Below are 26,825 nucleotides of genomic sequence, written 5' to 3'. Positions count from 1 at the left end.
CGCGCCTCGCGGAGGAGGAGGCGCGGGCCGACCGGTGTCAGCGCCGGGATTCCGTCAGGAGACGGTCACCCGGGTGGCAGAACTCGCCGGTGAAGAAGGCGCTGCCGGGCACGCAGCGCCACATGCTGGGGTTGGTGTGGCTCGGCGCCTGGCGGACGCCGGTCGCCTGCTCCAGGGCGTAGGCGCCGGCGAGGAGGGTGGCCTCGCTGTACGCCGTGCCGACGAACGTGACACCGACCGGGTTGCGGCCGGCCGAGGTGGTCGTCGCGCCGTACCCGGCGGGGATCGTCAGCGCCGGGTAGCCCGCCCGGTCGGCGTGGCCGACGAGGGCGTCGCCGCTCGGCACCATGACGGCGTCGAAGTCGTCCGACGGCTCCGGGGTGCCGTTGGTCAGGATGCCGTCGATCAGCGCCCGCGTGGACGCCCGTCCCGCCTCCAGGTCGGTCCGGTAGGCCTCGGCGGTGGCAGGGTCGGACAGGTCGACGGCCTCGGCCTCGATCAGCTGAGCCTGCTGGTACTTCAGTCCCTCCACGGGGTTGGCGGCGTTGTAGTCGATGATCTCCCGCAGTGAGCCGGCGCCGCGGCGCCCTTCGGACAGGTACGCGTTCAGATCACGCTCGAACTCCCGCTGCACCACGCCCGCCGGGTCCGGGCTCGGGGCGCCGACCTCCACCTGGGTGGCGGTGGCGCCGAGCGACTCCAGGGCCGAGACCATCGCCCGGTACGGCTCCGCCCCGCCGGCGACGACGGCGATCCGCTTACCCCGCAGGGCGTCGTCCGACAGCCCCGCGGTGTAGTCCTTGACCGGCGCGTCCGCGGTCGCCGGGTCGGACCGGTCCGGCCCGGCCATCGCCGTGAGCGCGCCCGCGGCGTCGTACACGGTGCGGGCGATCGGGCCTGGTGTGTCCTGCGACCTGGCGACCGGCAGCACGCCGGCCCGGCTGACCAGGCCCGTCGTGGGCTTCAGCCCGACGACGCCGGCCACGTCCGCCGGTGCCAGCAGCTGCGCCGTGTCGGTCGAGGACTCCATGCCGACGGTGAACGCCGCCAGCCCCGCTGCCGTGGCCGCCGCCGAACCGGCGGATGAGCCCGCCGGGGTCTTGTCGGTGTCGGACGGCAGCAGCACCTGGCCGCCGAGCGAGGAGTACCCTTCCGGCAGGTCGGTGTCGAAGAGGCCGTTCAGCTCGGTGATGTTGGTCTTGCCGAGGATGATCGCCCCGGCCTGCCGCAGCTTGGCGACCACGGTCGAGTCGCGGCGCGGCTCGTGGTCCTGCAGCGCGATCGAGCCGCCCGTGGTCTCCATTCCGGCCACGTCGAAACCGTCGTTGAGCAGCACCGGCACGCCGTACAGCGGCCCCACCCGGGTCTTCTTCCTGCCGCGCTCCCGGTCGAGCGCCCGGGCCTCCTTGACCGCGTCCTTGTTGATCGCGCGTACGGCCTGGACGGCCGGGCCCTCGGCGTTGGTCAGGGCGATCCGGTAGAGGTAGGCCTTGACGAGCTGCTCCGAGGTGAGCGTGCGGGCGGCCAGCCGCTCCGACAGGCTCCGCGCCGACTCCGTCTCCAGCGAGAACGGCAGCGTCACCGGCTTGCCGCCGATCAGCTTCATGACGGCGTCATAGTCGGGGTTGCAGGCACCGCGCCTGGAGTACGGCGGCGCGGGCACGGTCGCCGCGCACCGGTACATGCTCGGGTTCACCTGCGAGGCGGGCTGCCGCAGCCTGGTGGCCCGCTCGATGACGTACGCGACGCCGAGCAGGTCGAGCTCGTCGTACGCGCCGCCGTGCACCTGCACCGCCTGAGCGCGGCGGTTCGTGGCGTTGTATCCCATCGGGACGGTGATCGCGGGGTACCCCGCCTGCGCCCCGCTCGGCACGCTGCCGAGGATCGCGATGACCGGATCCGCCGGCTGCGCCGGGTCGGAGCCGGGGTAGGTCAGCATCGTGTCGATGGCCTTGTGGTAGGCCGCCTTGCGGACCTTCAGGTTCTCCCGGTACGCCGTCTCGTTGGCCCCGCCGGACGTGATGTCGGACTCCACGGCACTGAGGTGGCGGCTGTTGCCGTACTTCAGGGCCTGGTGGGCGTTGGCCTGGTTGTCGGCCACCTCCTCGGCCAGCGACTTGATCGGCGCCTGCGGGCCGAGCCGCGCGTAGTACTCGTCGATCGTCTTGTGCTGCTCGTAACCGGAGGGCAGGCTCGGGATCTCTCCCACCGCCACCGTCGGCCGCGGCACCATGATCGCGCCCGCCGCCACCAGCGCGTCGTACGCCGTCTTGAGCGGGCTGCCCTCCGTGAGGTTGCCGTTGTAGCCGATCTTCTTGCCCCGGACGAAGTTCGCGTCCAGCGCCTTCAGGTAGTCGGGCAGCTCCGCCGGAGGCGGCGGGACGACCCCCGACTCCAGGTAGTCGGGCCCGAAGACCGCGGCGTACGCGGCGTCGTTCTCGGGGTCGGTCCCGGCGATCGAGGCCAGCGTCAGCGCCGCGTCCGACACCGTACGCGTCATCGGTCCCGCGGTGTCCTGCGAGGCGAGGATCGGCGCGATGCCGGCCGCCGGCACCAGCCCCACGGTCGGCCGGAGCCCGACCAGGCTCTGCGCGTTGGACGGGCTGATGATCGAGCCGGACGTCTCCGTGCCGATGCCGAGCGTGGACATGGCCGCCGCCATGGCGGTGCCCGTGCCGGAGGAGGAGCCGCTCGGGTTCTGGTCGGTGTCGAGACCGTGCAGCACCTGCCCGGTGAGGTTGCCGAACCCGGACGGCTGGGAGCCGAAACTGTTGGCGAACTCCGACAGGCCCACCTTGCCCAGGATGACCACGCCGCTCTCGCGCAGCTTCCTGGTGACGGGCGCGTCCGTCGCCGGGTACGAGTTCCGCAGCGAGTAGTTGCCCGCCGAGGTGTACATGCCCTTGACGTCGATGAGGTCCTTGAGCAGCACGGGCAGCCCGTCGGCCGGGCCCAGCGGCTGCCCGCGCCGGCGCCGCAGGTCGGCCTGCGCGGCCTCCTTCAGCGCGTCGCGGTTGAGCTGCGTCACGGCGTTCAGCCCTGGACCCCGCTTGTTGAGAGCGTTGATCCGGTCGATGTAGGCCTGGGTGAGCTCCACGGAGGTGAGCCGTCCCCGCTCCATCAGCGCCACGGCCTCCACCCCTGTGAGGGTCTCGAGGTCGAGGGCGGGCTTGGGCTTGGCGACGGCGGGTGGCGTGGTGACGGCGATGGTGAGAGTGGCGGTGACCGCGAGGCTGGTTAAGACGGCGAGGGTCCTGCGGGATGTGAGCACACACGCTCCTTGAGAAATCAGGAATTGCGCGTGAACGTATAGATGATCAGTTTCCGCCGCGTGTCGATCACGTTTCCCAGAGTGAAACGTGACACATTACCCCAAAGCGTACGGGTTGCCTTTGGGTCGCCCCCGAGGACGGCGAAAGGCCCCGGTCTCTTCGAGCCGGGGCCTTTCGGGTGGTGGACGATACTGGGATTGAACCAGTGACCTCTTCCGTGTCAGGGAAGCGCTCTCCCGCTGAGCTAATCGTCCTTGGAGGTGGCGACGGGATTTGAACCCGTGTGGACGGCTTTGCAGGCCGCTGCCTCGCCTCTCGGCCACGCCACCGAGTCATTTCCCACTCCGAGCGGAAGACGGGATTCGAACCCGCGACCCTCACCTTGGCAAGGTGATGCTCTACCCCTGAGCCACTTCCGCGCTGTTGCGTGCCCTACTCTAGCGGGTTTTTCGACCAGATGCTTACCGCACGGCCACGCGAGGGTGACGAGGCGCCTACTTACGCAGCTGACGGGCCACGCTGCGCTCGGTCGCCGGGAGGCTCAGGAAGATCTCGAGGATGCGGGTGAGGCGGTGGACCTCGATGCGGTGGAACGCCGGGCCCTCCGAACGGGCCAGGAACAGCGACAGGGCCAGCGGCGGCAGCGGCGCGTGGATCAGGTGGAGGCCGTCGTCGAGCGTCATCGCCACCGGGCGGGACGGCACCTCGTCGGGGACGGCGATCTCCCGCGGCGCGCGCCAGCTGGCGTACACGAGGCGGGAGCCCGCGGTGGTGGCGGCCCAGTCGGCGCTGAACAGGACCGGCAGCGAGTCGACCAGCGTGGTCAGCGCCCGGTCGCCGGCTGTGGTGATGTATTTGAGTATCTCCAGCTCCGGGTAGGTGCCGGGGGCCTCGCGGGTGGTCCAGATGCCTTCGATCGTGACCTCGTCGACGCTCTGCAGGCTCTTGACGAGGGCCTCGCGCGGCGTGCTCTCCGGGCAGAAGACCGTGATGTCGTCCATCGCCCGGCCGTCGCCCCGGTCGAGGACGGTCACCTGGGTGATGTCGGCGCCCGCCGCGCCCAGGACCTTGGTGACCTGCGCCAGCGATCCCGGCCTGTCGGGCAACGCCACGCGAACGCGAAGAAGCATCCATCCCCTCCCGTGAAGATGCCGCTTCCCAGCCTATCTGCGAAATACCGGTTCCCGGCTGACCTGCGCTACAACTGAGCGTGTGAAGATTGGGCCGATCGAGGTATGGCCGCCCGTGGTGCTCGCGCCCATGGCGGGCATCACGAACGCGCCGTTCCGGGTGCTGTGCCGGGAGCAGGGCGCGGGGTTGTTCGTCTGCGAGATGATCACTACACGGGCACTCGTCGAGCGCAACGTCAAGACGATGCGGATGATCCGGTTCGCCGAGTCCGAGCGGCCCCGGAGCATCCAGCTGTACGGCGTCGCCCCCGACGTCGTGGGCCGGGCGGTCCGGATGATCGTCGAGGAGGACCTCGCCGACCACATCGACCTCAACTTCGGCTGCCCCGTGCCCAAGGTGACGCGCCGCGGGGGCGGCTCGGCGCTGCCGTACAAGCGGAATCTGCTGCGGCGCATCCTGCGGGCGGCGGTGGCGAACGCGGGGCCGCTGCCCGTGACGATCAAGATGCGCAAGGGCATCGACGACGACCACCTGACCTACCTCGACGCCGGGCGGATCGCGGCCGAGGAGGGCGTCGCCGCCGTCGCGCTGCACGCGCGCACGGCGCGGCAGCACTACGGCGGCGTCGCGGACTGGGAGGCCATCGCCCGGCTGAAGGAGACCGTGCAGGAGATCCCGGTGCTGGGCAACGGCGACATCTGGTGCGCCGACGACGCTCTCCGGATGGTGCGGCAGACCGGGTGCGACGGGGTCGTGGTCGGCCGCGGGTGCCTGGGTCGGCCGTGGTTGTTCCGCGACCTGGAGAACGCGTTCAACGGCAGCTCCGAGCGGGCCCGGCCGACGCTCGGCGAGGTCGCCGACGTGATGTTCCGGCACGCCGAGGGGCTGACCGGGTGCTTCGACGCGGAGAAGTCGGCCATCTCCGACTTCCGCAAGCACGTCGGGTGGTACTTGAAGGGGTTCACGGTCGGGAGCGAGCTGCGGCGTGAGCTGGCCACGGCCGATTCGCTCGACGGGCTGCGGGCGGGCCTGGACAAGCTGGAGCGCGACGAGCCGTGGCCGCCGAACACCGACACGCCGCGCGGCAAGTCGGGCGAACGCGCCAAGGTGCACCTGCCCGACGGGTGGCTGGACGACCCGTGGGATTGTGGCGTGCCCCAGGACGCGGAGTCGGACGTCTCCGGCGGCTGACCGCCTTCGTCGCGGTACGGGCTGGTGGGTTCCGCCGTGGTGCGGGCGGGCTCGGCGTCGCCGGCCGGCCGCCTAGTGCGGGCCGGTGATCTCCGTGCCGCAGGGTCCGCCGCCGATCGCCGGCTCCAGCCGTACGGGCTCGCCGGTCATCGTGAGGGTCGGGTAGTACTCCGCGATGCGCTCGGCCGAGCGGCCCGCGTAGTGGCAGATGAAGCTGCGGCGGAAGCGGTCGGCCGTGGTGTTCGGCTCGGAGCCGTGCACCAGGCTGCCGTTGAAGAACAGCACGTCGCCGGGGTCCATGTCCACGGGGACGCGGTCGAGACCGGGCGGCGGCGGCACGTACTCGCGGGTGAACGAGGCGTCCTGGTCGGCCTCCTCGGGGCAGAACAGGTCCATCAGGTGGGTGCCGGGCACGACCTCCAGGCCGCCGTTGGCGCGGTCGACCCGGTCGAGAGCCACCCAGGCGGCCACACACGTGCCCGGCTCGACCCGGAGGTAGAAGTTGTCCTGGTGCAGCGCCTGGCCCCTGGCGCCCGGCGGCTTGAAGTAGAACATGCTCTGGGCTGCTATCGGCTCCTCGCCCAGCAGCTCGCGCAGGATCGCGGCGATCCGGGCGTCCAGCAGGTAGCGCAGGGCCACGTCGCTGACCTGGTGGGGGTGCATGATGCGCGGATACTCGCGCAGCACGTCGTAGGGCCGGCCGGGGTCCTGCGGCTGCGGCGTGAAGTGGCCGGGGATCGGGCCCGCCGCGTGGATCGCCATGAACGTGTCGCGCAGCCCGGCCACCTCCTCGGGGCGGAGCAGGCCGGGCACCAGCGCGTACCCCTGGTCGTGGAAGTCGTTGAGCCTCATGACTCTCACGCTAGGCAGCCGGTCCGTGCGACGGTATGCCTGTGACCGCTGAGGACCTGTCTGTTCCTGCTGCCGAGGTGATGATCCTCGGCCACTACGACAAGCCGGCCGGCTATGCCACGCGCCGGTCGTACGGGTCGCCCAGCTGGTTGCTGATGTGGACCGAGGCCGGGGCGGGGCGGATCACGCAGGGTGGGACGTCGTTCGAGGTGGGGCCGGGTGATCTGGCGGTGCTGGCGTCGGGAGCGGCCCAGCACTACCGGGTGGCGCCGGGGGCGCGGCGGTGGCGGTTCTGGTGGGTGCACTTCCAGCCACGGGCGAGCTGGACGGCCTGGCTCGCGCCGTACGCTCGCGAGGGCGGCTGTCACCTGGTGAGCGGCGTACCACGGGCGGTACGCGAACGGATCGCCGCCGCCTTCGTCCGCGCCCACCACGACGCCCACTGGACCCCGGCCACGCCCTCCGTCCCGCCCGGTGCACTGACCGGCACACCGTCCGTGCGGCCCAGCTCCTCCGAGGGCATCCCCGTCGAGCGGGAGCCGGCCGACGCGTGGAAGCCGGGCGGCTTGTCGGTCCGGCGGGACTTCCTGGAGTCGGCCGGCGCTGTGGGTTCGGATGGCGCGCCGTACGCGGGTGGGGGACGGGTGCCGGTCGTGGTCGGCGGCGGGGCCGCACGCGAGCTGGTGCTCGGGGCCGTGGAGGAGGTGGTGGTGCTGGCCACGGCCTCGGCGCGGCCCCGCGCCGGCACGCCCGAGGAGGGAGACGAACGGATCCGCCGCGTGCTCACCCTCATCGCCGCCGACCCGGCCGCGCCGCACTCGGTCGCCTCCCTCGCCCGCGCGGTCGCCCTCTCACCCTCCCGGTTCGCCCACCTCTTCGCCGCGGAGACCGGCCGGACCCCCATGCACGCCGTACGCCAGGCCCGCGTCCGCCATGCGGCGAGCCTGCTGGAGATCACCGACATGGACGTCGGCCAGGTGGCCGCCGCCTGCGGCTTCGTCAGCCCGTTCCACTTCAGCCGCGCCTTCAGGCGGGCGTACGGCGTGCCGCCCCGCGAGTACCGCGCCCGCGTCCGGTCCGCGCCCGGCTGAGCGAAGGGCTGCGGGACGGCCGTTCAGGAGGAAGTACGGCCCGCCGCCCGGCTCCCGCGCCCCGAGCCGTCTCCGTAGGCGGCGCCGGCTGAGGCGGGTGGGGTGTCGACGGGGGCCGGGATCAGCACCCGGACTTCATCGGATTTTCAGGAGGACGTCTTCCGGTGCCTGCTTTTCGCAAGAAACGGCAGGTCAGGCTGGCGCGGAAGGCAGTACCCGGTCATGTGAGGACAGCTGTTGATCAGTCGGCGTGTGCTTTTCGCTGGGGGCGTCGGCTTGGGGGTCGGCGCTGTACTGAGAGCTTCGCCTGCGCGGGCGGGGGTGCGGCGGGGACGGTCGGTTGAGCCGTTCCGGTTGGGGGTGGCTTCGGGGGAGCCGGCGCCCGATGGGGTGGTGTTGTGGACGCGGCTGGCTGTGGAGCCGCTCGCGCCGGACGGGCTCGGTGGGATGCCGGGGCGGGCGGTGGAGGTTCAGTGGCAGGTGGCGCGGGATGAGTGTTTTCGGCATGTGGTGCGTTCCGGCTGTGAGATCGCCCGGCCTGAGGGGGCGCACAGCGTGCACGTGGAGCTTGATGGGCTCGACGCCGGGGCCGAGTACTTCTATCGGTTTCGGGCCGAAGGGGAGATTTCGCCCGTTGGGCGTACCCGTACCGCGCCCCTCCCGGGCACCCGCTCCACGCCGTTGACGTTGTCGTTCGCGTCGTGTGCCGACTATCAGGCCGGGTGGTTCACGGCGTACCGCAGGATGGCCGAGGACGAGCCGGATCTGATCGCGTTCCTCGGCGACTACGTCTACGAGTACGGCGACTACCGACACCCGGTCCGCGACCAGGCCGGGGGAGAGTGCGTCGACCTGGCCGGGTACCGGCTGCGGCATGCCCAGCACAAGGCCGACCCCGACACGCAGCTCGCCCACGCCGTCGCCCCCTGGGCGGTGGTGTGGGACGACCACGACGTGGCCAACGCCTGGGCCGGCGAGACGGCCCCGGAGCCGGGCCCGCCGTTCCGGCAGCGCAGGGCCGCGGCGTTCCGCGCGTACTACGAGAACATGCCGCTGCGCCGTGCCCAGCGGCCGCGCGGGGCGGCGGCGCGGCTCTACCGGAGCATCCGCTGGGGCGCGGTCGCCAACCTGCACCTGCTCGACACCCGCCAGTACCGCGACCTGTACGCCTGCACCGGCCGCACCGGTACGATCGGCCCCGACTGCGCGGAGCGCCTGGCGCCCAACCGGACCATCCTCGGCCAGGAGCAGGAGACCTGGCTCGACGGCGAGCTGAAGAACTCGCGCGCCACCTGGGACCTGCTCGGCCAGCAGGTCTTCCTCATGGAGATGGACTGGGCGAACGGCCCGGCCCAGGGCTACTCGAACGAGGGCTGGGACGGCTACGTCGCCTCACGCGAGCGCCTGGCGGCCGCCATCGGCGCCTATCAGCGCAACGCCGTCGTGCTCACCGGCGACGTGCACGCGCACTGGGCCGGCCACCTCAGGCGCGACCACCGCGACCCCGGCTCCCCGCCGGTGGCCGTCGAGCTGGTCACCACGTCCGTGACGAGCGAGGGCGACGGCCTGGACGAATACCCCGACACGCGGAACCTGCTGCGGGAGAACCCGCACGTGACGTTCTTCAACGGGCGCCGCGGCTACGTGCGCACCCGGCTCACCCAGCAGGAGATGACGGTCGACTTCCGCTCGGTGTCCCGCATCACCGAGCCGTACGCGCCCGCCTACACCTCCGGCTCTTTCGTCATCGAGCCCGGCGAACCGACACTCAACCCGGCCTGACAGGTGATCACGGCCGCGGCGACCTTCCTCGCCATGCCCCCAGCTGGACCCCTCGTCGCGTCACCCAGCGCCGCGGAGTCCGCCTCCGGCGCGCCCATGGGCTGGAGCAGCCGCGCGCTCGGCCGCTCGGTCTGCGAGGCGGCGCTCCGCCAGGCCGCCCTCGCCCCGCTCGGCTACCGGTACGTCGTCATCGACGGCTGCCGGCAGGCACCGCAGCGCTCCGACGGCGCGCTCGCCCCCGACCCCGGCCGCTTCTCCGGCGGCATCAAGGCGCTCGCCGACCACTTGCACGGCAAGGGGCGGACAGGCTGGGTGTCCACGGCAGGTTCGTGAAGTCCGACGGCTGGTATCACGTGCCGGCCAAGCCGCTGGAGAACGGTGACCGGGCGATCGTGCTGTTCTACGAGAGCGACCGGGCCGCCACCCTCTCCACCCGGCTCGGCGACGCCCGGTACCGGGTCGAGGACCTGTGGACCGGCGCGATCACGTCCTCCGAGGGCGAGCCGGCCGTGCCGGCGCACGCCGCCCTGATGTTCCGCGTGTCGGAGAGCCGCGAGCAGGCGCCGCCGCTGGTGACTTTCGGGTGGACCCGGGGGAGCTCGGCGCCGACCGTCCGTCCTGGAGCCGGGTCGGACCGGCGAGATCGTCACCCGGGGGACCAACACCGGGGCCATTCGGGCGGCGGCTGCGCGACCTGCGCGTGACGCTCGGCGTCGTCGCCGACCTGCGGCTGGCCGCCGAGTGCGCCGCCGACCCCAGCCCGCTGGCGGGCTCCGCGCCGTGGTGTCACCTGCCCGTGCTGCGGGACGAGGACGATGTGCTGGAGGAGATGGGGGAGACGCTGCCCGCGATCTATCGGGCCGTCCTGGACCGGGGCGCGCCGTTGTTCGCGGCGGTGATGACCGCCGTCGCGCCCGCCCCGCCCGGGCCGGTGGTGGTGCGCTGTACGCCCCGCCCGGGCCGGTGGTGGTGCACTGCCACTCGGGCAAGGACAGGACGGGGCTGGTGGCCGCGCTGGCGTTGGTCGTGGCGGGCGTGCCGGAGCGGGAGGTCGCCGCCGACTACGCGCTCACGGCCACCTGCCTGCGCCAGGACGACCACCTCGCCGCCCTGCGGGACGAGCCGGCACGGGCTCGTTCACGGCGCTTGTTCGCCGAGGTCACGGCCGACACGATGGCCGCCACGCCGGCCGCCACGCCGGCCGCCACGCCGGCCGCCACGCCGGCCGCCACGCCGGCCCACCTCCACGACGGCTACGGGGGACCGGCGGCCTGCCTCCAGGAAGCCGGCCTGTCCCTGGACGACCTCGCGCTCCTGCGCACGCGCCTGACCTCCCTCTGACGGGGCGCCTTCCGTCGTGCGCCGGGATGGAGCCGCCGTGCGGCGGGGCCGGTCGCGGGTCGGGCGCTCGTCGTGGGGTGGTCAGAGATCGACCGGGCCGCCGGAGCGCCAGTAGACGTTGCCCTCGCGGGACAGCAGGTCTTCGTCCACCAGGTAGCGGCGAAGCGCGGCGTAGTCGTCGTGGAAGGCGCGCAGCGCCACGTTGACGTCCTTCTCCGGGTAGCGCACGCCGGGCTCGAAGACCCGCGAGATGTAGCGCAGCACGACCAGTCGCTTGTCGCGCCGCATCGTCGTGGTCGTCAGCCGGCCGTCGACCAGGAACGTGCGCAGTACCCGCTCCTCAGGGCTCAGTTCCTCGGCCGGCTCGGCGTGCGCGCGCAACAGCTCGCGGAAGCGCTCCGGCGTGGCCCGCCACGTGCCGCCGTCGTCGCGCGCGGCCAGGCCGCCGGCCTCCAGCTTGCGCAGCGCCTTCGGAGGCAGGTCGCCGGCCTCGCCGAGCACCAGGGCGGCGAAGGTCCGCAACGTCTCGTCCTGGTAGAGCAGGCCCAGGACGCGCCTGATCCCCTCGTCGTTCACCCGCCGCTGCACCCTTCGCTGTGCCGAAATTTGCGGCCAAACTTTATCATTTCGGGAATGTCGCGAACTCGGGACACGGTCATGACACGACCCTGACGCTCCGCGCCCGAAACTGAGATCGACAGGCGTGTGCCGGGATGTCCGTTGCCAGTCCGTTCCGGCACACCGCTTGTCACCCCTACAGGCGGTTCAGGCCGGTCACGTACAGGACCGCGCGGCCCTCCTCGTCGGAGGCGGCCAGGTCGACCTGGGCGTCGATGCCCCAGTCGCCGTCGCCGGCCGGATCCTTGATCGTCTGGCGCACCTTCCACAGCCCGCTCTCCTCCTCGATGCGCAGCAGCGCGGGCCCGCGCGCGCCGGCGTCGGTGAGGATCTCCTCGTGCTCGTCGTAGTAGGCGTCGAGCGCCGCGCCCCAGTCGACGTCGGGGGCGAGCTCCCCCAGCTCCTCCTCCTTCTCCAGCGCGCAGAGCTCCACCAGGCGGAACATCGCGTTGCGCACCAGCACGCGGAAGGCCCGCGGGTTGGCGGTGACCGGCCGCACCTTGGTCTCGAGCTGCTCCTGCTCCTCCAGCGCCGCCGCCGGGTTGGTGAGCTTCTCCCACTCGTCGATCAGCGACGAGTCGACCTGGCGGACCAGCTCACCGAGCCACTCGATGAGGTCGACCAGGTCCTCGGTCTTGAGGTGCTCGGGGACCGTGCGCGACAGGGTGCGGTAGGCGTCGGCCAGGTAGCGCAGCACCGTGCCCTCGGAGCGGGTCAGCTCGTAGAACTGGATGTAGTCGCCGAACGTCATGGCCCGCTCGTACATGTCGCGCACCACGGACTTGGGACTGACGGTGTAGTCGCCGACCCACGGATGGCCGTGCCGGTACGTCTCGTACGCGCCGAGCAGCAGGTCCTCCAGCGGCATCGGGTACATGACCTCGGCCAGCCGCTCCATGCGCTCTTCGTACTCGATGCCGTCGGCCTTCATCTCCGCGACCGCCTCGCCCCTGGCCTTCTTCAGCTGGGCGGACAGGATCTGGCGCGGGTCGTCGAGGACCGACTCGACGATCGAGACCATGTCGAGCGCGTACGACGGCGACTCCCGGTCGAGCAGCTCGAACGCCGCCAGCGCGAACGTCGACAGCGCCTGGTTGAGCGCGAAGTCCTCCTGCAGGTCGATCGTCAGCCGGGCCCGCCGGCCCTGCTCGTCGGGCTCGGGGAACTGCTCGACGATGCCGCCGGCCAGCAGCGAGCGGTAGATGGCGATGGCCTGGCTGATGTGCCGCCGCTGCCACTTGCGGTCTTCGTGGTTGTCGGTCAGCAGGTGCTTCATCGCCTGGAAGCAGTCGCCCGGACGGTTGATGACCGCGAGCAGCATCGCGTTGCTGACCTTGAACCGGGAGGCGAGCGGCTCGGGCTCGGCGTCCTGGAGCTTCTGGAACGTCTCCTCGCTCCAGCCGACGAAGCCCTCCGGCGGCTTCTTGCGGGCGTAGCCGCGCCGCCGCTTGGGGTCGTCGCCGATCTTGGCGAGCGCCTTGGCGTTCTCGATGTCGTGCTCGGGGGCCTGGCAGGCGACGTAGCCGATGGTGTCGAAGCCGGCCCGGCCCGCCCGGCCGGCGATCTGGTGGAACTCGCGGGCGCGCAGCCGCCGCACCTTCGTGCCGTCGTACTTCGACAGCGCGGTGAACAGGACCGTGCGGATCGGCACGTTGACACCGACGCCGAGGGTGTCGGTGCCGCAGATGACCTTGAGCAGCCCGGCCTGGGCCAGCCGCTCCACCAGGCGGCGGTACTTCGGCAGCATGCCGGCGTGGTGGACGCCGATGCCGTGGCGGACCAGCCGCGACAGCGCCCGCCCGAACCGGGTGGTGAACCGGAACCCGCCGATCATGGTGGCGATGGCCTCCTTCTCGGCCTTCGTCGCCATGTTGATCGACATCAGCGACTGGGCCCGCTCCATCGCCGCGGCCTGGGTGAAGTGCACGACGTAGACGGGCGCCTGGCCGGTCTTGAGCATCTCCTCCAGCGACTCGTGCAGCGGCGTCATCCGGTAGGAGTAGACCAGCGGCACCGGGCGCTCGGCGTTCTTGACCACGGCCGTCGGCCGGCCGGTGCGGCGGGTCAGGTCGCGCTCGAACATCGACACGTCGCCGAGCGTGGCCGACATCAGGATGAACTGCACGTTGGGCAGCTCCAGCAGCGGCACCTGCCAGGCCCAGCCGCGGTCGGGCTCGGCGTAGAAGTGGAACTCGTCCATCACGACCTGGGCGACGTCGGCCGCGGCTCCGTCGCGCAGCGCCACGTTGGCCAGGATCTCGGCGGTGCAGCAGATGATCGGCGCGCCGGGGTTGACGCTCGCGTCGCCCGTCATCATGCCGACGTTCGCGGTGCCGAAGATCGCGCACAGGTCGAAGAACTTCTCCGACACCAGCGCCTTGATGGGGGCGGTGTAGAAGGTGCGCTGGTCGCGCGTCAGCGCGGCGAAGTGGGCGCCGGCCGCCACCAGCGACTTGCCGGAGCCCGTCGGCGTGGCCAGGATCAGGTTGTTGCCGGAGACCACCTCGATGAGGGCCTCCTCCTGGGCAGGATAGAGCGTGAGCCCCCGCTCGGTGTTCCACGCGACGAACGCGTCGAAGATGGCGTCGGGATCGGCGTCGATGTCCTCGGGCAGGCGATCTATGAGAAGGCTCACGACATCTATCCTGCCGAAGTTTGCCGGGTGGTCGAACCGCCCGCCGCCCACCGCGGTCAAATCGCGGCGTTCATCCCAGGTCCAGCTGGAACAGCACGGTGTCGACCCAGCGCCCGTGCTTGAACCCCACGGCCTTCAGACGGCCCGCCTCCTCGAACCCGAACGCCGCGTGCAGCCGCGCCGACGCCGGATCGCCGGAGTCCGCGATCACCGCGACGAGCTGGCGGGCCGGAATCTCCCGCGCCCGCTCGACCAGCGCGCCGAGCAGCAGCCGCCCGAGCCCCTGCCCGGTGCGCCCGGGGGCGAGGTAGATGCTGACCTCCAGCGTGTGCCGGTAGGCGGGCTTCGGGCGGTACTGGGACAGGTAGGCGTATCCGGCGACCTCGCCGTCCACCTCCGCCACGAGGAACGGCAGCCCGGTCGCCGCCTTCTTCCGCCACTCCTCGATCCCGGGCGGCGTCTCGTCGAACGTGGCGACCGTACCGGTCACGTAGTGGGCGTAGAGCTCCGCGACGGCGGGCAGGTCGGCGTCGGCGAGCGGGCGGATCTTCGTCATGTGACGCTATTGTGCCGAGCCCCCCGCCGCACGGGTGTCCCGGGACCGCTCGCCCGTGCGGGGCGCCGTCATCAGCAGGCCACCCAGCAGCGCGAGCACCGCGAGGAACGGCCCGGCGCCGGGCGCGAACCCGCCCACGGTCAGCGCCAGCACCCCGCCGCCCGCGAGCCCGGCCGCCGCCAGCGTGCCGCCCGTCCCCGGCATCCCGTACGGCAGCGCCGGCGGCGTCTCGAAGCGCGCGAAGCCCTTCAGCAGCGGCCACATGACCAGGCACAGCAGACCGAACCAGACCGGCCACCCGGCGAACCACCCGAGGCTGCCCGGCGCCGGCGTGTCCACGCCGAGCAGGACCACCACGACGCCGGTGACCGCGAACAGGGCCGGCATGTGCCACAGGTACACCGTCATGATCCGCGGTCCCGCCCAGTCCAGCAGGCGCCCGTACGGCAGCCGCACCAGCCACGGGCGCAGCAGCACGGCCAGACCCACCTGACCGAGACCGACGGCCAGGACGGCGAGCGTGGGCGGGGCCATGTTCGACATCTCCGCGCCGGGCAGGCCGATCATGCTGCCCGGGTAGGGGCCGAAGGCCACCAGCAGGGCCGCCGCCACGAAGCCGCCCGCCGCGAGGGCCCACGCGCGCCGCAGACGTCCCTCGGCGTAGAAGAAGCCGAGCTGGTGCACGGCCAGCCAGACGAACACCACGTTCAGGTAGCCCACCGCCTCGACCCCGGTCGCGAAGCGCGCCACGTCCGTCAGCGCCGCCCCGGCGGCCAGAGCCGCGGGGACGCGCCAGCCGTGGCGCGCGTGCAGGCGCAGCGCGTACGGCGTCACGGTGACGGCCACCAGGTACACGGCCAGGAACCACAGCAGCTGGCCGGTCAGCCGCGCCCCCATCTCCAGCGGCTGCTCCGGCACGCCCAGCGTCAGCAGGACGTGGGGGAGCGGGATCCACACCGCCGCCAGCGGCAGCAGCGGCCAGACCAGCCGCCGCAGCCGCACCGCCAGCCATGCCTGCGGGGCCGTGCCCGAGCGCTCGAAGCCGATCGCGTTCGCCGCGCCGCCCGCGAAGAACACCAGCGGCATCACCTGGCTGAGCCACGTCACCACCCACACGCCCGGCGTGGAGAGCGCGTTGCCCGCGCTCAGCCGGACGCCGTCGTACACCAGCACCGGGATCGTCCAGTGCTGCAGTACGACGAGCGCCATGCCGGCCACCCGCAACAGGTCGAGGAACGGGTCGCGGGCCCGGCCGCGCGGCTGCGCGGCAGGTGGGCGGTCCACCAGGACGGTCATGGGGGCCTCGATTCGCGGGGGAGCGGGATGACTCAAGGCTTCCGTCCGGGCCGCCGCCGCACATTGCCGCGAGCCGCCCTTTCGCGGTCGAGGACCCACCACCGGTCCTGGTAGGGCCAGCCCTACCCTCGGAGGCCTGCGCACCCGCTCGTGCCGGGCGCGGCGCCGTCATACGGTTGCCCCATGCGCTCCCTGATGAGGCGTGTCCTCCTCGACACCCGCTACACGCTGGTGGGCTTCCCGACGGCGTTGATCGGCTTCGTGCTGATGATCGCGGGCTTCGCCGCCGGCGTCGGCACCACGGTGGTCTGGATCGGCCTGCCTCTGCTCGCCGGCACGCTCCTGGTGGCGCGGGGCTTCGCCGACGCCGAGCGCGGCTGGCTGTCCGACGTGCTCAAACGCCCTCCCGTACGGCCCCGGTACAAGCCCGCGCCCCCTGGCGCCGGCCGGTTCCGCCGGCTGATCAACCCGCTGACGAGCGGGCAGTCCTGGCTCGACCTGCTGCACGGCGTCATCAACCTGCCGTTCGCGATCGTGGCGTTCGCCCTGACCGTCGTGTTCTGGGCGATCCCGATCGCCGGGCTCGCCTGGCCGATCTACGGCATCTTCCTCATGCAGATCCCCGGCAGCATGGAGCTGCCCGAGCTGCTCGGCATCGGCGACGGCAGCTACCTGGTCAACGTGGTCTTCTACGTCGCCCTCGGTCTCTTCTTCATGCTGCTGCTGCCGTTCGTGGTACGCGGGGCGGCGCTGCTGCGGGCGGGGCTCGGGCGGGCGCTGCTGACCGGCGTGGCCGAGCTGCAGGAGCGCATCGACGACCTGGCGGAGGGCCGGGCCGCCGCGGTCTCCGCCGAGGCCAACGCGCTGCGCAAGCTGGAGCGCGACATCCACGACGGGCCGCAGCAGCGCCTGGTCTCCCTGGCCATGGAGCTGTCACGGGCGCAGCGGCAGCTGGCCAAGGACCCCGAGGCCGCGCAGGCCACGATCAAGTCGGCGATCACCGCCACCCGCGAGACGCTCGACGAGCTGCGCGCGCTCTCGCGCGGCATCGCGCCGCCCATCCTGTCCGACCGCGGTCTCGCGCCCGCGCTCGCCGCGCTGGCCGGGCGCTGCACCGTGCCGGTGGACCTCGACGTGCAGACCACCGAGCGCTACCAGGCGGCCGTCGAGAACGCGATCTACTTCGTCTGCGCCGAGACCCTCACCAACGTGGCCAAACACAGCCGGGCGACCGTCTGCACCATCCAGCTCGTCCGCGTGGGCGGCGTCCTCATGCTCACGATCGGGGATGATGGGGTCGGCGGCGCACACGTCGCCAAGGGACATGGGCTCGCCGGACTGGCCGACCGGCTCCGCGCGGTCGACGGGGAGCTGACCGTGCAGTCGCCCGACGGGGGGCCCACGGTGATCGTGGCGGAGGTGCCGTGCGCGTAGTCGTGGCCGATGACGCGGTGCTGATCAGGGAGGGCCTGGTCAGGTTGCTGGAGGAGTTCGGCTGCGAGGTGGTGGCCACCGTCGGCGACGGCACCGCGCTCGTCGAGGCGATCGCCGAGCACGTGCCCGACGTGTCGGTGGTCGACGTGCGCATGCCGCCGTCGTTCACCGACGAGGGGCTCAAGGCGGCCGTCGAGGCCCGGCGCAGGGTCCCGGGGGCGCCGGTGCTCATCCTGTCGCAGTACGTCGAGGTCTCCTACGCCGACGACCTGCTCGCCGACGCCCGCGGCGCGGTGGGCTACCTGCTGAAAGACCGGGTCGTCGACGTCGACGAGTTCCTGGAGGGCCTGCGGCGGGTGGCCGCGGGCGGCACCGTGTTCGACCCTCAGGTGGTGTCCCAGTTGATGGTGCGCAGACGCAAGGACGACCCGCTGGCCCAGCTCACGCCGCGCGAGCGCGAGGTGCTCGGGCTGATGGCCGAGGGCAGGTCCAACCCGGCGATCGGGCGGCAGCTCGTCATCAGCGACGGGGCCGTGGAGAAGCACATCAGGAGCATCTTCAGCAAGCTCGGCCTCTACGCCGACGACGCCGACCAGCATCGCCGCGTGCTCGCCGTCCTGACCTATCTGCGCTCCTGACGGTTCTACGGGGGTGTTCCGCGGCGATCCGCCCTGCGCCCCGGCCTCGTCTGCCGGTCCGTCCCCCTGGGCGTCGCCGCGGTGTTGTCCCTGCATGTCCCGCAGGTCGCCGTCTGCTTCCGCATCCGCGTTCCTGCGGGGTGCCCTTCAGCCCGGCCCGCCGGGGAGCGAGGGGTTCCGCTCGCCGGTCCCTCCTGGCCGCTGAAAGGTCACTGGCCGGTCCGCGCGCGCCGCGCGCGGACCTGGCCGCCCGGGGTCAGCCGAGCGCGTCGACCAGCTTCTTGCGCTGCTGGGCGCCCAGGCCGCCGAGGCGGCGCTTCTCGTCGACGCCCGCCTCCTCCATCAGCGCGGTCGCCTTGGCCGGACCGACGCCCTTGACGGCGCGCAGCGCCTGGGAGACCTTGATCTTCTTCGCGATGTCGTCGTCGCGCTCGAGCAGCTGAGCGAACGTCATCTCGCCCGCCTTGACCTTCGCCAGCAGGGCCGTGCGGGCGGCACGAGCCTCGGCTGCCTTGGCCAGAGCGGCTTGACGCTGCTCGGGGGTGAGAGTGGGAAGTGCCATCTCAGTTCTCTCCTCGGGGATTTTTACGTTCGGGTTCTGATACCCGTGGTGCAGTGGCTAATCATGACGGATACCAGCGGTTCGTGTTGCGGAAAGCGGGCGCTCAGCGGGTTCGCCACACCGACTCGGCCGCCTCCGCGCACGCCACGTCCTGCGCGACCGTGCCGCCGCTGACCCCCACACCGCCGACCACGCGGTCTCCCGTTCCGTAACCGGACCACAACGGAACGCCACCGCCGAAACAGACGAACCGGCCGCCCGCCAGACCCGCCAGCTCCCTTCCGGGAGCGGTCAGCGCGGCCAGTTCCGAGGTGGGCCGGCGCAGGGCCACGGCGGTGTACGCCTTGCCCGGCGCGAGCACCGGCCCGGAGATCTCCGCACCCTCCATACGCTGGAAAGACACCAGATTTCCGCCCTCGTCGACGACCGCGACGGAGATCGCCGCGCCCTCGCGGAACGCCTGCTTCACGGCCGCCTCCGTCATGCGGAGCGCGAGTTCGAGATTCACGCGGTACGCCCCCGGCTCAAGATTTTTTCGGGCATCGGAACCCTTCCCAGCCTGCCGCCCCGGGACGGGCCGAGGAAGATCACCGAGCCGGCCGTCCCGGCAGATGCGTTATATCGGGTTTTCGCCCTCGAAGGTGGAATGCATCACATTTTGCTGGTCGGGCGTGTCGCGGGCCTGGTCAGGGTGGTTTTTGCGCCAGAGTTCAAGCCCCTCGGTCGTCAGGAACGCGTCGAAGACCGACTCCATCGCGCCGAGGAGCGCGCCGCGCCAGCCCAGCGCCGAGGCCTCGACCCGGGGCGGCCGGTCCCGGCGGATCGCCATCAGGTACGGCTCGCCGGCCGCGAGGAGGGCCTGCCCGGCCCGCTCCCACAGCTCCGCGCCGAGTCCCGACAGGGTCACCACCTCGGGGTCGTGGGCGTTCACCAGCGCCGCGATGCCGCGCCCCAGTGCGCCGGCGGCGGCGGCCACCGCCTCCTCGTTCGTGGCCAGCACGTGTTCGGCCTGCTCGCGACCCCGGCCGCCGCCGTAGGCCAGGCCGACGTGGCGCAGCAGGGCGTTCGCGCCGACGTTCATGCCCCAGCAGCCGATCGCGCCGCAGTCGCAGGGGCGATCGCCGCCGCCGAGCGGCATGTGGCCGAACTCGGCGCCGGTCTCACCGGCTCCGCCGAGGGGGTGGCCGTCCACGACCAGCACGCCGCCCAGGTCGAAGTCCACGTGCAGGTGCAGGCCCACCCGTATGCCGCGCAGCCGGCCCCGCCGCGCCTCGGCCAGCGCGGCGAACGCGGTGTCGTTCCCCACGATCGGCAGGCCCGGCGGCTTCGAGCCGCCTTGCGGCGCGGTGCCGCGGGCGTGGGGGTGGAGGCCGAGGAGGGCGGGGACGTTCACCGAGCGCCAGCCCAGGTGCGTGATGGCCACCACGCCGCCGTGCCGCACGGGACCCGGCAGCGCCATCCCCACCCCCACGACCCGGTGGCCGAGCCGGCGCCGGTGTGCCGCGACCGCCTCGCCCAGGGGTGCGAGCGCGCCCTCGGGCGTCCCGTCGTGCGGGCGCACCTCCAGCACCGTGACGCGCCCGCCCAGCTCGCACGCGGCCAGCTCCCAGGCGTCCTCCCGGACGTCCGCGGCCAGCGCCAGCGGGCCGCGCGGATGCGGCCCCGGCACGAGCGTCGGACGTCCGCGGGCGTGCTCGGAGGCCGGCTCCTCGTGCAGGAGCTCGTCCTCGGCCAGCCCGGCGACCAGCACCGAGGCGGTGCCCCTGGCCAGGCCGAGGTCGCGGGTGAGCTGGGACCTGGTGCGGGCTGCCCCGCAGTCGTGGACGGCGCGCAGCAGCCGGACGCGGTTGTGCGCCCGGAGCTCGCCGCTCGTGGTGGCTATCTTCACGTAGGACAGTTTATGCTCTAGCCGTGAACAAAACCCTCATCGATGCCAGACGCGCTCGTGCCGGAGTCTTCGGATATTTCGTTCTTGCTGGATTTGTCATGGGCCTGTGGGCGGCCGGGCTGCCCTCGCTGAACGAGCGGCTCGACCTCGGCCCCGCCCGCGTCGGCAGCGTCCTGCTGCTGATCTCCGGCGGCGCGCTGGTGTCGATGCTGGTGGCGGGCCCGATGGTCGACCGCTGGTCGAGCCGCCGGGTCTGCTGGATCGGAGGGCCGGTGTCGGCCGTGGTGCTGCTCGGCCCGGCGCTCGCGCCCTCGTACGGCGCTCTCCTGGTTCTCGCGGTGGTGTTCGGGATGGGGCTCGGCGTCACCGAGGTCGCCATGAACGCGCACTCCGTCGAGGTCGAGCGCCGTTACGGAAGGCCGATCATCTCCGCCTTCCACGGCACGTGGAGTCTCGGCGGGGCGGCCGGCGGTGCGCTCACCTCGCTCGTGCTGCACGCCGAGCTGGACGCGCAATGGCTGCTGATCGCGGCGGCGGTCGTGGTGCCGTTCCTGTACCTGCCGGCGGCCCGGCTGCTGCTGCCCGACCCGCCGCGGCACGCCTCCGGCGAGGCCGGGAGCGCGTCCGGGGGCTCGCTGCACTGGGGGCTCATCGCGCTGCTCGGGCTGGCGGCGTTCGCCGGCCACCTGAGCGAGGGCGCGGCCATCGACTGGGCCGCGCTGCACGCCCAGTGGGTGCTGGCCACCGACCCGGCCGTCGCGCCGCTGGCGTACACGATCTTCTCGGTGGCCATGACGACCGTGCGGCTGCTGGGCGACCCGATCCGGGCGCGGCTCGGCTCCGTGCGCACGATCGGCCTGGCGGGGACGCTCGCCACCGCCGGGTACGTCCTGGTGCTGGTGTCGCCGCTGGCCGGAGAGCCGCTGCGGGTGGCGTGCGCGTGGACCGGGTGGGCGCTGGCCGGGGTGGGGCTGGCCACGGTGGTGCCGGTGCTGTTCAGCGCGGTCGGCGCGGCGGGCGGCCCGGTCGGGCGGGCCCTGGCCATGGTGACCGCCTTCGGCTACAGCGGCCTGCTGCTCGGGCCGGCCGTGCTCGGCTACGTGGCCGAGGCGTCGTCCCTGCCCGTCGCGCTCGTGATCCCGGCCGTGCTGGCCGCCGTGGTGGCGCTCACCGGCGTCCCGGCCATCCGCTCCCTCCTCCGTCACTCGGCCCCCGCCACCCCGGTCCCGGAGCCCGAGCCCGCCCGCGACTGAGGCGCCGGAGGCCGGTGCGATCCCCGCCCCGGCCTCCGGGCCTGTCCGCCGTGGTTCGCAGGACAGGGGGCCGGCCTATTGCCGCATCGAGGCCGAGCTTGGTGTTATGGGATCGTGACTTGACCCGGACGTTACGCGCAGGTTTCATGTCCACCACACCGTAAACGTTTACAGATGTTGGTAAACGTTTACGCCAGGATGGAAGGACAGCCTTGGCCGACGGACCCACGATCAACACGATCGCCGAGCGCGCCGGTGTCTCGATCGCCTCCGTCTCGCGGGTGCTGAACGGCCTGCCGACCCGGCAGGAGACCGAGCGCAAGGTGCTGAAGGCGGCCGAGGAACTCGGCTACGTGCGCAACGCCGTGGCCAGGTCGCTCAAGTCGCGCCGCACCAACCAGGTCGCCTTCGCCATGGCGGACGTGGGCAACCCCGCCTACCTCGCCATGCTCCGCCAGATCCAGCCGGTGCTGAAGGCCGCCGGATACCGGCTCGTGCTGCACTCCACCGACGCCGTCGCCGCCGACGAGATCGACGTGCTGCACAGCCTCGGCGAGCGCTACGTCGACGGGCTGATCATGAGCCCGCTGCGGGTCACCGACGCCCACCTGGAGATGCTGGCCGCGGCCCGCGCCCCCGTCGTGATCATCGGCTCCGTCCCCGAGGGCACCCCGGTGGACAACGTCCGCGCCGACTCCCGCACCGGCGTCCGGCTCGCGGTCGACCACCTCCACGCGCTGGGCCGTCGACGCATCGCCATGGTCAACGGCCCGATCGACACCGTGCCCGGCGCGGCCCGCGGGGCGGCCTACCGGGAGGCGCTGGAGGACCTGGGGCTGCCCTACGACGACGACCTCGTGCAGATCGGCGACTTCTACCGCGCCCAGGGCGCCCGCGCGGTGGCGGAGCTGCTCGCCCGGGTGCCCGACGTGGACGCGCTCATGTGCGCCAACGACCTGATCGCCCTCGGCGCGCTCGACGTGCTGCGCGCGGCCGGCCGGCGGGTGCCGGACGACGTCGCGGTGGTCGGCATGGACGACACCGACCTGGCCGCGGCCTCCTGGCCGTCCCTGACCAGCGTCTCGCTCGGCTCGGCCGAGCGCGGCAAGGTCGCCGCCGAGCTGCTGCTCGAACGGCTGCGGGGCGGCGACCGCGAGCCCCGGGTGGTCACCGTGGCGCCCCGGCTCGCCGTACGCGCCTCTACGGCCGGTCCCGCGTACGAGGGCGCCTCGGACGGTTCCGACAGGAAGGAGGGCGGCGCGTGACGGCGACCGCGACGAGACCGGCGCCGCCCCGGGCGCCGCGCGCGAAGCGGCGCGGGGCGTCGCGCCAGACGCGGGAGATGTGGCTGCTGATGCTGCCGGCCATGGTGCCGGTGCTGCTGTTCAGCGTGGGCCCGCTGCTGTACGGCATCGGCCTGGCGTTCACCGACGCCCGCAACACCCGCGTCCACGAGACGAGCTTCGTCGGCCTGGAGAACTTCACCCGGATGCTCTCCGACGAGCAGTTCTGGGCGTCGTTCCAGATCGGCGCGATCTGGTCGATCTCGGTGACCGTGCTGCAGTTCCTGGCCGCGCTCGGCCTCGCGCTGCTGCTCAACATGAACCTGCGGTTCAGGAGCGTGGCGCGGGTGCTGGCGGTGGTGCCGTGGGCGATGCCGCCGGTGGTCATCGGCCTGATGTGGAAGCTCGTCTACCACCCCGACGCCGGCATACTGAATGACCTGCTCGGCACCGACATCAACTGGCTGGCCGACTTCTCGCTCGCGCTGCCCGCCATCATCGTCGTGGGCGTCTGGACGGGCATGCCGCAGACCACGGTCGTGCTGCTCGCCGGCCTGCAGAACGTCCCCAAGGAGCTGTACGAGGCCGGCGAGGTCGACGGCGCCGGCCGCTGGCGGCGGTTCTGGAACATCACGCTGCCGCAGCTCCGCCCGGTGATCGTGGCGATCACCTCGCTCGACTTCGTGTGGAACTTCAACCAGTTCGGCCTGGTCTACGTGCTCACGCAGGGCGGCCCGGGCGGCCGGACGCGGCTGCCGATGCTGTTCGCCTACGAGGAGGCGTTCCGCTACCGGGCCGCCGGCTACGCCTCGATGCTCGGCCTGGCCATGGCGATCGTCGTGCTCGCGGTGCTCGGGCTCTACCTGTGGCGCCAGATGAGGGAGGCCAAGTGATGAGGCGCGTCCCGCTGTACGCCGCGCTGCTCGCGTACGTCGTCTTCCTGGCGTTCCCGCTGCTCTGGCTGCTGTCCACGGCGCTGAAGACGCCGCAGGAGATGGCGCTGACCAGCCCGACGTGGATCCCGGCCGAGCCGACGCTGGCCAACTTCACCGACGCGTTCGGTGAGCAGGACCTCGTCGGCGCGGCGCTGCGCAGTCTGGTCGTGGCGCTGGCCAGCAGCCTGCTGACGGTGCTGATCTCGTTGCCCGCGGCGTACTCGATGGCCCGTTACCGCAGCCTGGTCAGCCGGATCGCGATCGGGTGGGTGCTGGTCAGCCAGGTGTTCCCGTTCATCCTGATCATCATCCCGCTCTTCCTGATCATGCGGGACCTGGAGCTGGTCAACACCCTGCCGGGCCTGGTGGCCGTGCACGTGACGTTCACCCTGCCGTTCGCGCTGTGGATGCTGCAGGGCTACGTCCGCGCGGTGCCGCGCGAACTGGAGGAGGCCGCCTCGGTGGACGGCGCGAGCCGGCTGCGCGCGATCGCCAGCGTGGTCGCCCCGCTGCTGGCCCCGGGCGTGGTCGCGACGCTGCTGTTCGCGTTCATCTCGTCCTGGAACGAGTTCATGTTCGCGCTCGTGTTCCTCCAGGACCCCGACGTCATGACACTCCCGCTGACGCTGGTGAGGTTCACCGGCCCCGAGGGGGTGGCCCGGCTCGGACCGCTGGCCGCGGCGTCGCTCATGGCGACGATCCCGAGCCTGATCTTCTTCGCAATCATCCAGCGGCGTCTGAAGTCCGGCCTGATGGCCGGCGCCGTCAAGGGCTAGGAGGCACCTATGCGTATCAAGTCCGCTCTGGCGGCCGCGGCGATCGTCACGCTCGCCGCCGCGTGCGGCGGGGGAGGCGGCGGCGAGCCGGCCGCCCCCGGCGAGCCGGTGAAGCTCGATTTCCTCAGCCTGGCGTGGCAGAAGGAATCGGTCGCCGCGAACAAAGAGCTCGTGAACGAGTGGAACAAGGCCCACCCGAACATCCAGGTCACCTACGTCCAGGGCAGCTGGGACAACGTCAACGACCAGCTCGTCACCCAGTTCGCGGGCGGCACGGCGCCGGACGTCATCCACAACGACTCGCCCGCCCTGGCCGGGTTCGCCTCCGACGGCTACCTGCTCGACCTGTCCGGCAAGCTGCCGGCCGAGCTGAAGAGCGACATCCCGCAGCACGCCTGGGACACCGTCACCTTCGCCGGCGGCGAGGGCGAGCAGGGCGTCTACGGCGTGCCGTTCCTGCAGGAGTCGCAGGTCATCATCGCCAACAAGAAGCTGCTCGACGAGTCGGGCGTGCGCGTCCCGACCCCCGAGGAGCCGTGGACCTGGGACGAGTTCTCCGAGGCCGCCAAGAAGATGACCAAGGACGGCCAGTACGGCGTGGCCTGGGCGATGAAGTCGCCGGTCAACAAGACCCTCAACCTGGCGCTCAACTTCGGCGGCACGTTCTTCCAGACCACCGACGGCAACACCACCGTCAAGGTCGGCCCCGAGGAGCGCGAGGTGCTGCAGCGCATCCACGACCAGCTCTACAAGGACAAGTCCGCCGACCCGGCCGCGCTCGGCCAGGGCACCGCCGACCCGCTGCCCGCGTTCTTCCAGGGCAAGTTCGCGATGCTGCCGACCGGCGTCTACCTGCGCCAGCAGGTGGTCGAGCAGGCGCCCGACGGGTTCGAGTGGGTCACGCTGCCCGCGCCCAAGGGCACCTCGGCGCAGCAGGGCGCGGTCTCCCAGACGCTGTCGATCGCGCAGGAGAGCGAGCATCCGGACGAGGCCCTGCAGTTCATCTCGTTCTTCCTGAACGCCGCCAACCAGGCCAAGCTCGCCAAGGGTGACTGGCTCCTGCCCACCTCCCAGAAGGCCGCCGCCGACCCGGCGATGACCACGGAGGAGAACGGCTGGGACGTCGCCACCGCCTCGGCGCAGAACCTCGTCGTGGCCCCGTTCCTCAAGGTGAACGGCTACGACGAGTGGCGCAGCAAGGTCGCCACGCCGGTCCTCCAGGAGTACTTCGCCAACAAGATCAGCCTCGACGAGGTGGCCAAGCGGCTGGTCGAGGAGGGCAACCAGGTGCTGGAGCGCTACCACCGGTGACGGATCGCAGCCAAGTAAGGGACAGAGCCCGGGGGTGTCTGCTCGGCCTGGCGGCCGGCGACGCCCTCGGGGCGCCCGCCGAGAACCTCACCCCCGTGGAGATCCGCCGGCGGTGGGGGCGGCTCACCGAGATCGAGGGCGGCGGCACCGACGACACCGAGTACGCCATCTTCGCCGCGTCGATGCTGGTGCGGCGCGGGCACGGGCTGACCTCCCACGACGTGGAGCAGGCGTACCGCACGGAGATCATCCCGCGGGCGACCGGGCCGATGCGCGGGGCCGGCTTCTCCGAGCTCGGCACCGTCGAGGCGCTGCGCCGCGGCCTCGAACCGCCGCTGACCGGGCTCGTGCACCAGCACGGCTGGTCCGACGGGCTCGCCATGCGGGCGGCGCCGTACGGGATCTTCTGCCCCGGCGACCCGGCGGAGGCGGCGCGGCTGGTGCAGCAGGACGGGCTGGTCAGCGGGTCCGGCGAGGGCATCGCGGGCGGCCGGGCGGTCGCCGGCGCGGTGGCCGCGGCGATGGCCGGGGCCGAGCCCCGCGACGTGCTGCAGGCCGCGCTGTCGGTGATCCCGGCCGACTCCTGGACGGCCAGGAACGTGGTGCGGGTCTGCGAGGTGCTCGCCGCCGGCGGGCCGCGCGGACGCGGCGAGGAAGCCGTCGAGGCGCTGCACGAGGCCGTGGTCGTCCGCCACTACCCCTGGACCGACATCGCGCCCGAGGCCGTCGCGCTGGCCCTGGCCGCGTTCCTGGCCGGTGACGGCGACGTCGAGGAGTCCGTGACGTTCGGGGTGAGCCTGGGCCGCGACGCCGACACGATCGGCGCCATCGCCGGCGCCGTGGCGGGCGCCTCGCAGGGCGAAGCGGGCGTCCCCGCCCGCTGGGCCGCCAGGATCGGGCCCGTGACGGGCAAATGCCTGCCCGTCGTCGCCGGGAGACACGTGCTGGACACAGCCGACGAGCTGGTGGAAGGACTGTAG

At 72.3% G+C, this 26,825-nt stretch carries 24 protein-coding genes, 3 tRNA genes and 1 pseudogene; 15 read left to right on the top strand and 13 right to left on the bottom strand.

The genetic code is table 11. The features are described 5' to 3' along the window. Window positions 1-37 precede the first annotated feature (37 nt). The 5 genes from ACIBP6_RS24825 to ACIBP6_RS24805 form a co-directional block, all read right to left on the bottom strand. Window positions 38-3,271 carry an amidase family protein gene (locus ACIBP6_RS24825; protein WP_397055744.1) on the bottom strand — a complete coding sequence of 1,078 codons (3,234 nt, stop codon included), beginning with the start codon at window positions 3,269-3,271 and terminating at the stop codon, window positions 38-40. 180 nt (window positions 3,272-3,451) lie between these two features. Then, window positions 3,452-3,526 (bottom strand) — tRNA-Val (locus ACIBP6_RS24820). 1 nt (window position 3,527) lies between these two features. Next, window positions 3,528-3,601, bottom strand: a tRNA-Cys gene (locus ACIBP6_RS24815). Between the two features lie 18 nt (window positions 3,602-3,619). Then, window positions 3,620-3,691, bottom strand: a tRNA-Gly gene (locus ACIBP6_RS24810). A 75-nt stretch (window positions 3,692-3,766) separates the two neighbouring features. Further along, entirely contained in the window at window positions 3,767-4,402 is a 636-nt protein-coding gene (locus ACIBP6_RS24805) for an ACT domain-containing protein (protein WP_397055742.1), read from the bottom strand. An 82-nt stretch (window positions 4,403-4,484) separates the two neighbouring features. Between ACIBP6_RS24805 and dusB the strand changes: the two genes are divergently transcribed. Next, a complete protein-coding gene (gene dusB / locus ACIBP6_RS24800; RefSeq protein ID WP_397055741.1) occupies window positions 4,485-5,594 on the top strand; it encodes a tRNA dihydrouridine synthase DusB in 1,110 nt (369 codons plus the stop codon). Window positions 5,595-5,666: 72 nt separating this feature from the next. Here the strand turns inward: dusB and ACIBP6_RS24795 are convergent, their stop codons facing one another. Then, a complete protein-coding gene (locus ACIBP6_RS24795; RefSeq protein ID WP_397055740.1) occupies window positions 5,667-6,446 on the bottom strand; it encodes a phytanoyl-CoA dioxygenase family protein in 780 nt (259 codons plus the stop codon). A 41-nt stretch (window positions 6,447-6,487) separates the two neighbouring features. On the opposite strand from ACIBP6_RS24795, the gene ACIBP6_RS24790 reads away from it, so the two are divergent. From ACIBP6_RS24790 to ACIBP6_RS24765, 6 genes and pseudogenes are all read left to right on the top strand, one after another. Then, entirely contained in the window at window positions 6,488-7,537 is a 1,050-nt protein-coding gene (locus ACIBP6_RS24790; RefSeq protein ID WP_397055739.1) for a helix-turn-helix domain-containing protein, read from the top strand. A gap of 252 nt (window positions 7,538-7,789) precedes the next feature. Further along, window positions 7,790-9,319, top strand: coding sequence for an alkaline phosphatase D family protein (locus ACIBP6_RS24785; protein WP_397055737.1), 1,530 nt, complete (start codon window positions 7,790-7,792; stop codon window positions 9,317-9,319). Between the two features lie 33 nt (window positions 9,320-9,352). Beyond that, entirely contained in the window at window positions 9,353-9,652 is a 300-nt protein-coding gene (locus ACIBP6_RS24780; protein ID WP_397055735.1) for a hypothetical protein, read from the top strand. Then, complete coding sequence (locus ACIBP6_RS24775) at window positions 9,649-10,023, top strand: hypothetical protein (protein WP_397055733.1); 375 nt, start codon at window positions 9,649-9,651, stop codon at window positions 10,021-10,023. The genes ACIBP6_RS24780 and ACIBP6_RS24775 overlap by 4 nt, the downstream gene beginning before the upstream one ends. Next, a pseudogene (locus tag ACIBP6_RS24770) lies at window positions 10,020-10,208 on the top strand (hypothetical protein); the annotation flags it as partial. The gene ACIBP6_RS24775 and the pseudogene ACIBP6_RS24770, both read left to right, overlap by 4 nt. Window positions 10,209-10,288: 80 nt before the next feature. Beyond that, window positions 10,289-10,660 (top strand): tyrosine-protein phosphatase, encoded by a 372-nt coding sequence (locus ACIBP6_RS24765; RefSeq protein ID WP_397055731.1) that lies wholly within the window; start codon window positions 10,289-10,291, stop codon window positions 10,658-10,660. A gap of 81 nt (window positions 10,661-10,741) precedes the next feature. Here the strand turns inward: ACIBP6_RS24765 and ACIBP6_RS24760 are convergent, their stop codons facing one another. The 4 genes from ACIBP6_RS24760 to ACIBP6_RS24745 all read right to left on the bottom strand — a co-directional run bounded on the left by ACIBP6_RS24760 (window position 10,742) and on the right by ACIBP6_RS24745 (window position 15,765). Continuing rightward, entirely contained in the window at window positions 10,742-11,236 is a 495-nt protein-coding gene (locus ACIBP6_RS24760) for a DUF2087 domain-containing protein (RefSeq protein WP_397055729.1), read from the bottom strand. Between the two features lie 178 nt (window positions 11,237-11,414). Next, window positions 11,415-13,922 carry a DEAD/DEAH box helicase gene (locus ACIBP6_RS24755; protein ID WP_397057074.1) on the bottom strand — a complete coding sequence of 836 codons (2,508 nt, stop codon included), beginning with the start codon at window positions 13,920-13,922 and terminating at the stop codon, window positions 11,415-11,417. Between the two features lie 61 nt (window positions 13,923-13,983). Next, window positions 13,984-14,469, bottom strand: coding sequence for a GNAT family N-acetyltransferase (locus tag ACIBP6_RS24750; RefSeq protein ID WP_397055727.1), 486 nt, complete (start codon window positions 14,467-14,469; stop codon window positions 13,984-13,986). A gap of 6 nt (window positions 14,470-14,475) precedes the next feature. Further along, window positions 14,476-15,765 (bottom strand): acyltransferase, encoded by a 1,290-nt coding sequence (locus ACIBP6_RS24745; protein ID WP_397055726.1) that lies wholly within the window; start codon window positions 15,763-15,765, stop codon window positions 14,476-14,478. A 183-nt stretch (window positions 15,766-15,948) separates the two neighbouring features. On the opposite strand from ACIBP6_RS24745, the gene ACIBP6_RS24740 reads away from it, so the two are divergent. Continuing rightward, window positions 15,949-17,199: a sensor histidine kinase gene (locus ACIBP6_RS24740; RefSeq protein WP_397055724.1), complete on the top strand. Its 1,251-nt coding sequence runs from the start codon at window positions 15,949-15,951 to the stop codon at window positions 17,197-17,199. Next, on the top strand, window positions 17,190-17,837 hold the full coding sequence (locus ACIBP6_RS24735) for a response regulator transcription factor (protein WP_132618662.1): 648 nt from the start codon (window positions 17,190-17,192) through the stop codon (window positions 17,835-17,837). The genes ACIBP6_RS24740 and ACIBP6_RS24735 overlap by 10 nt, the downstream gene beginning before the upstream one ends. A gap of 256 nt (window positions 17,838-18,093) precedes the next feature. Here ACIBP6_RS24735 and mihF read toward each other — a convergent pair whose 3' ends face one another. The 3 genes from mihF to ACIBP6_RS24720 all read right to left on the bottom strand — a co-directional run bounded on the left by mihF (window position 18,094) and on the right by ACIBP6_RS24720 (window position 20,287). After that, window positions 18,094-18,399 (bottom strand): integration host factor, actinobacterial type, encoded by a 306-nt coding sequence (gene mihF / locus ACIBP6_RS24730; RefSeq protein ID WP_111183576.1) that lies wholly within the window; start codon window positions 18,397-18,399, stop codon window positions 18,094-18,096. Between the two features lie 103 nt (window positions 18,400-18,502). After that, window positions 18,503-18,907, bottom strand: a complete 405-nt coding sequence (locus tag ACIBP6_RS24725; protein ID WP_132618664.1) for a GlcG/HbpS family heme-binding protein — start codon at window positions 18,905-18,907, stop codon at window positions 18,503-18,505. A 108-nt stretch (window positions 18,908-19,015) separates the two neighbouring features. Then, window positions 19,016-20,287: an ROK family protein gene (locus ACIBP6_RS24720; RefSeq protein ID WP_397055721.1), complete on the bottom strand. Its 1,272-nt coding sequence runs from the start codon at window positions 20,285-20,287 to the stop codon at window positions 19,016-19,018. A 23-nt stretch (window positions 20,288-20,310) separates the two neighbouring features. Between ACIBP6_RS24720 and ACIBP6_RS24715 the strand changes: the two genes are divergently transcribed. The 6 genes from ACIBP6_RS24715 to ACIBP6_RS24690 all read left to right on the top strand — a co-directional run bounded on the left by ACIBP6_RS24715 (window position 20,311) and on the right by ACIBP6_RS24690 (window position 26,825). Then, window positions 20,311-21,540 carry an MFS transporter gene (locus ACIBP6_RS24715; protein WP_397055719.1) on the top strand — a complete coding sequence of 410 codons (1,230 nt, stop codon included), beginning with the start codon at window positions 20,311-20,313 and terminating at the stop codon, window positions 21,538-21,540. Between the two features lie 212 nt (window positions 21,541-21,752). Continuing rightward, window positions 21,753-22,805, top strand: coding sequence for a LacI family DNA-binding transcriptional regulator (locus ACIBP6_RS24710; RefSeq protein ID WP_397055717.1), 1,053 nt, complete (start codon window positions 21,753-21,755; stop codon window positions 22,803-22,805). Beyond that, window positions 22,802-23,716 carry a carbohydrate ABC transporter permease gene (locus ACIBP6_RS24705; RefSeq protein ID WP_397055715.1) on the top strand — a complete coding sequence of 305 codons (915 nt, stop codon included), beginning with the start codon at window positions 22,802-22,804 and terminating at the stop codon, window positions 23,714-23,716. The genes ACIBP6_RS24710 and ACIBP6_RS24705 overlap by 4 nt, the downstream gene beginning before the upstream one ends. Beyond that, window positions 23,716-24,534, top strand: coding sequence for a carbohydrate ABC transporter permease (locus tag ACIBP6_RS24700; protein ID WP_397055713.1), 819 nt, complete (start codon window positions 23,716-23,718; stop codon window positions 24,532-24,534). Before ACIBP6_RS24705 ends, ACIBP6_RS24700 begins: the two co-directional genes overlap by 1 nt. A gap of 9 nt (window positions 24,535-24,543) precedes the next feature. After that, the gene (locus tag ACIBP6_RS24695) at window positions 24,544-25,845 is read left to right on the top strand and encodes an ABC transporter substrate-binding protein (RefSeq protein ID WP_397055711.1); all 1,302 of its coding nucleotides are present in this window, start codon (window positions 24,544-24,546) and stop codon (window positions 25,843-25,845) included. After that, the gene (locus tag ACIBP6_RS24690; protein ID WP_397055709.1) at window positions 25,842-26,825 is read left to right on the top strand and encodes an ADP-ribosylglycohydrolase family protein; all 984 of its coding nucleotides are present in this window, start codon (window positions 25,842-25,844) and stop codon (window positions 26,823-26,825) included. The genes ACIBP6_RS24695 and ACIBP6_RS24690 overlap by 4 nt, the downstream gene beginning before the upstream one ends.

The sequence above is a fragment of the Nonomuraea terrae genome, from assembly GCF_044465245.1.
Lineage (GTDB): Bacteria > Actinomycetota > Actinomycetes > Streptosporangiales > Streptosporangiaceae > Nonomuraea > Nonomuraea terrae.
This window is presented reverse-complemented; position numbering and strand designations above follow the sequence as displayed.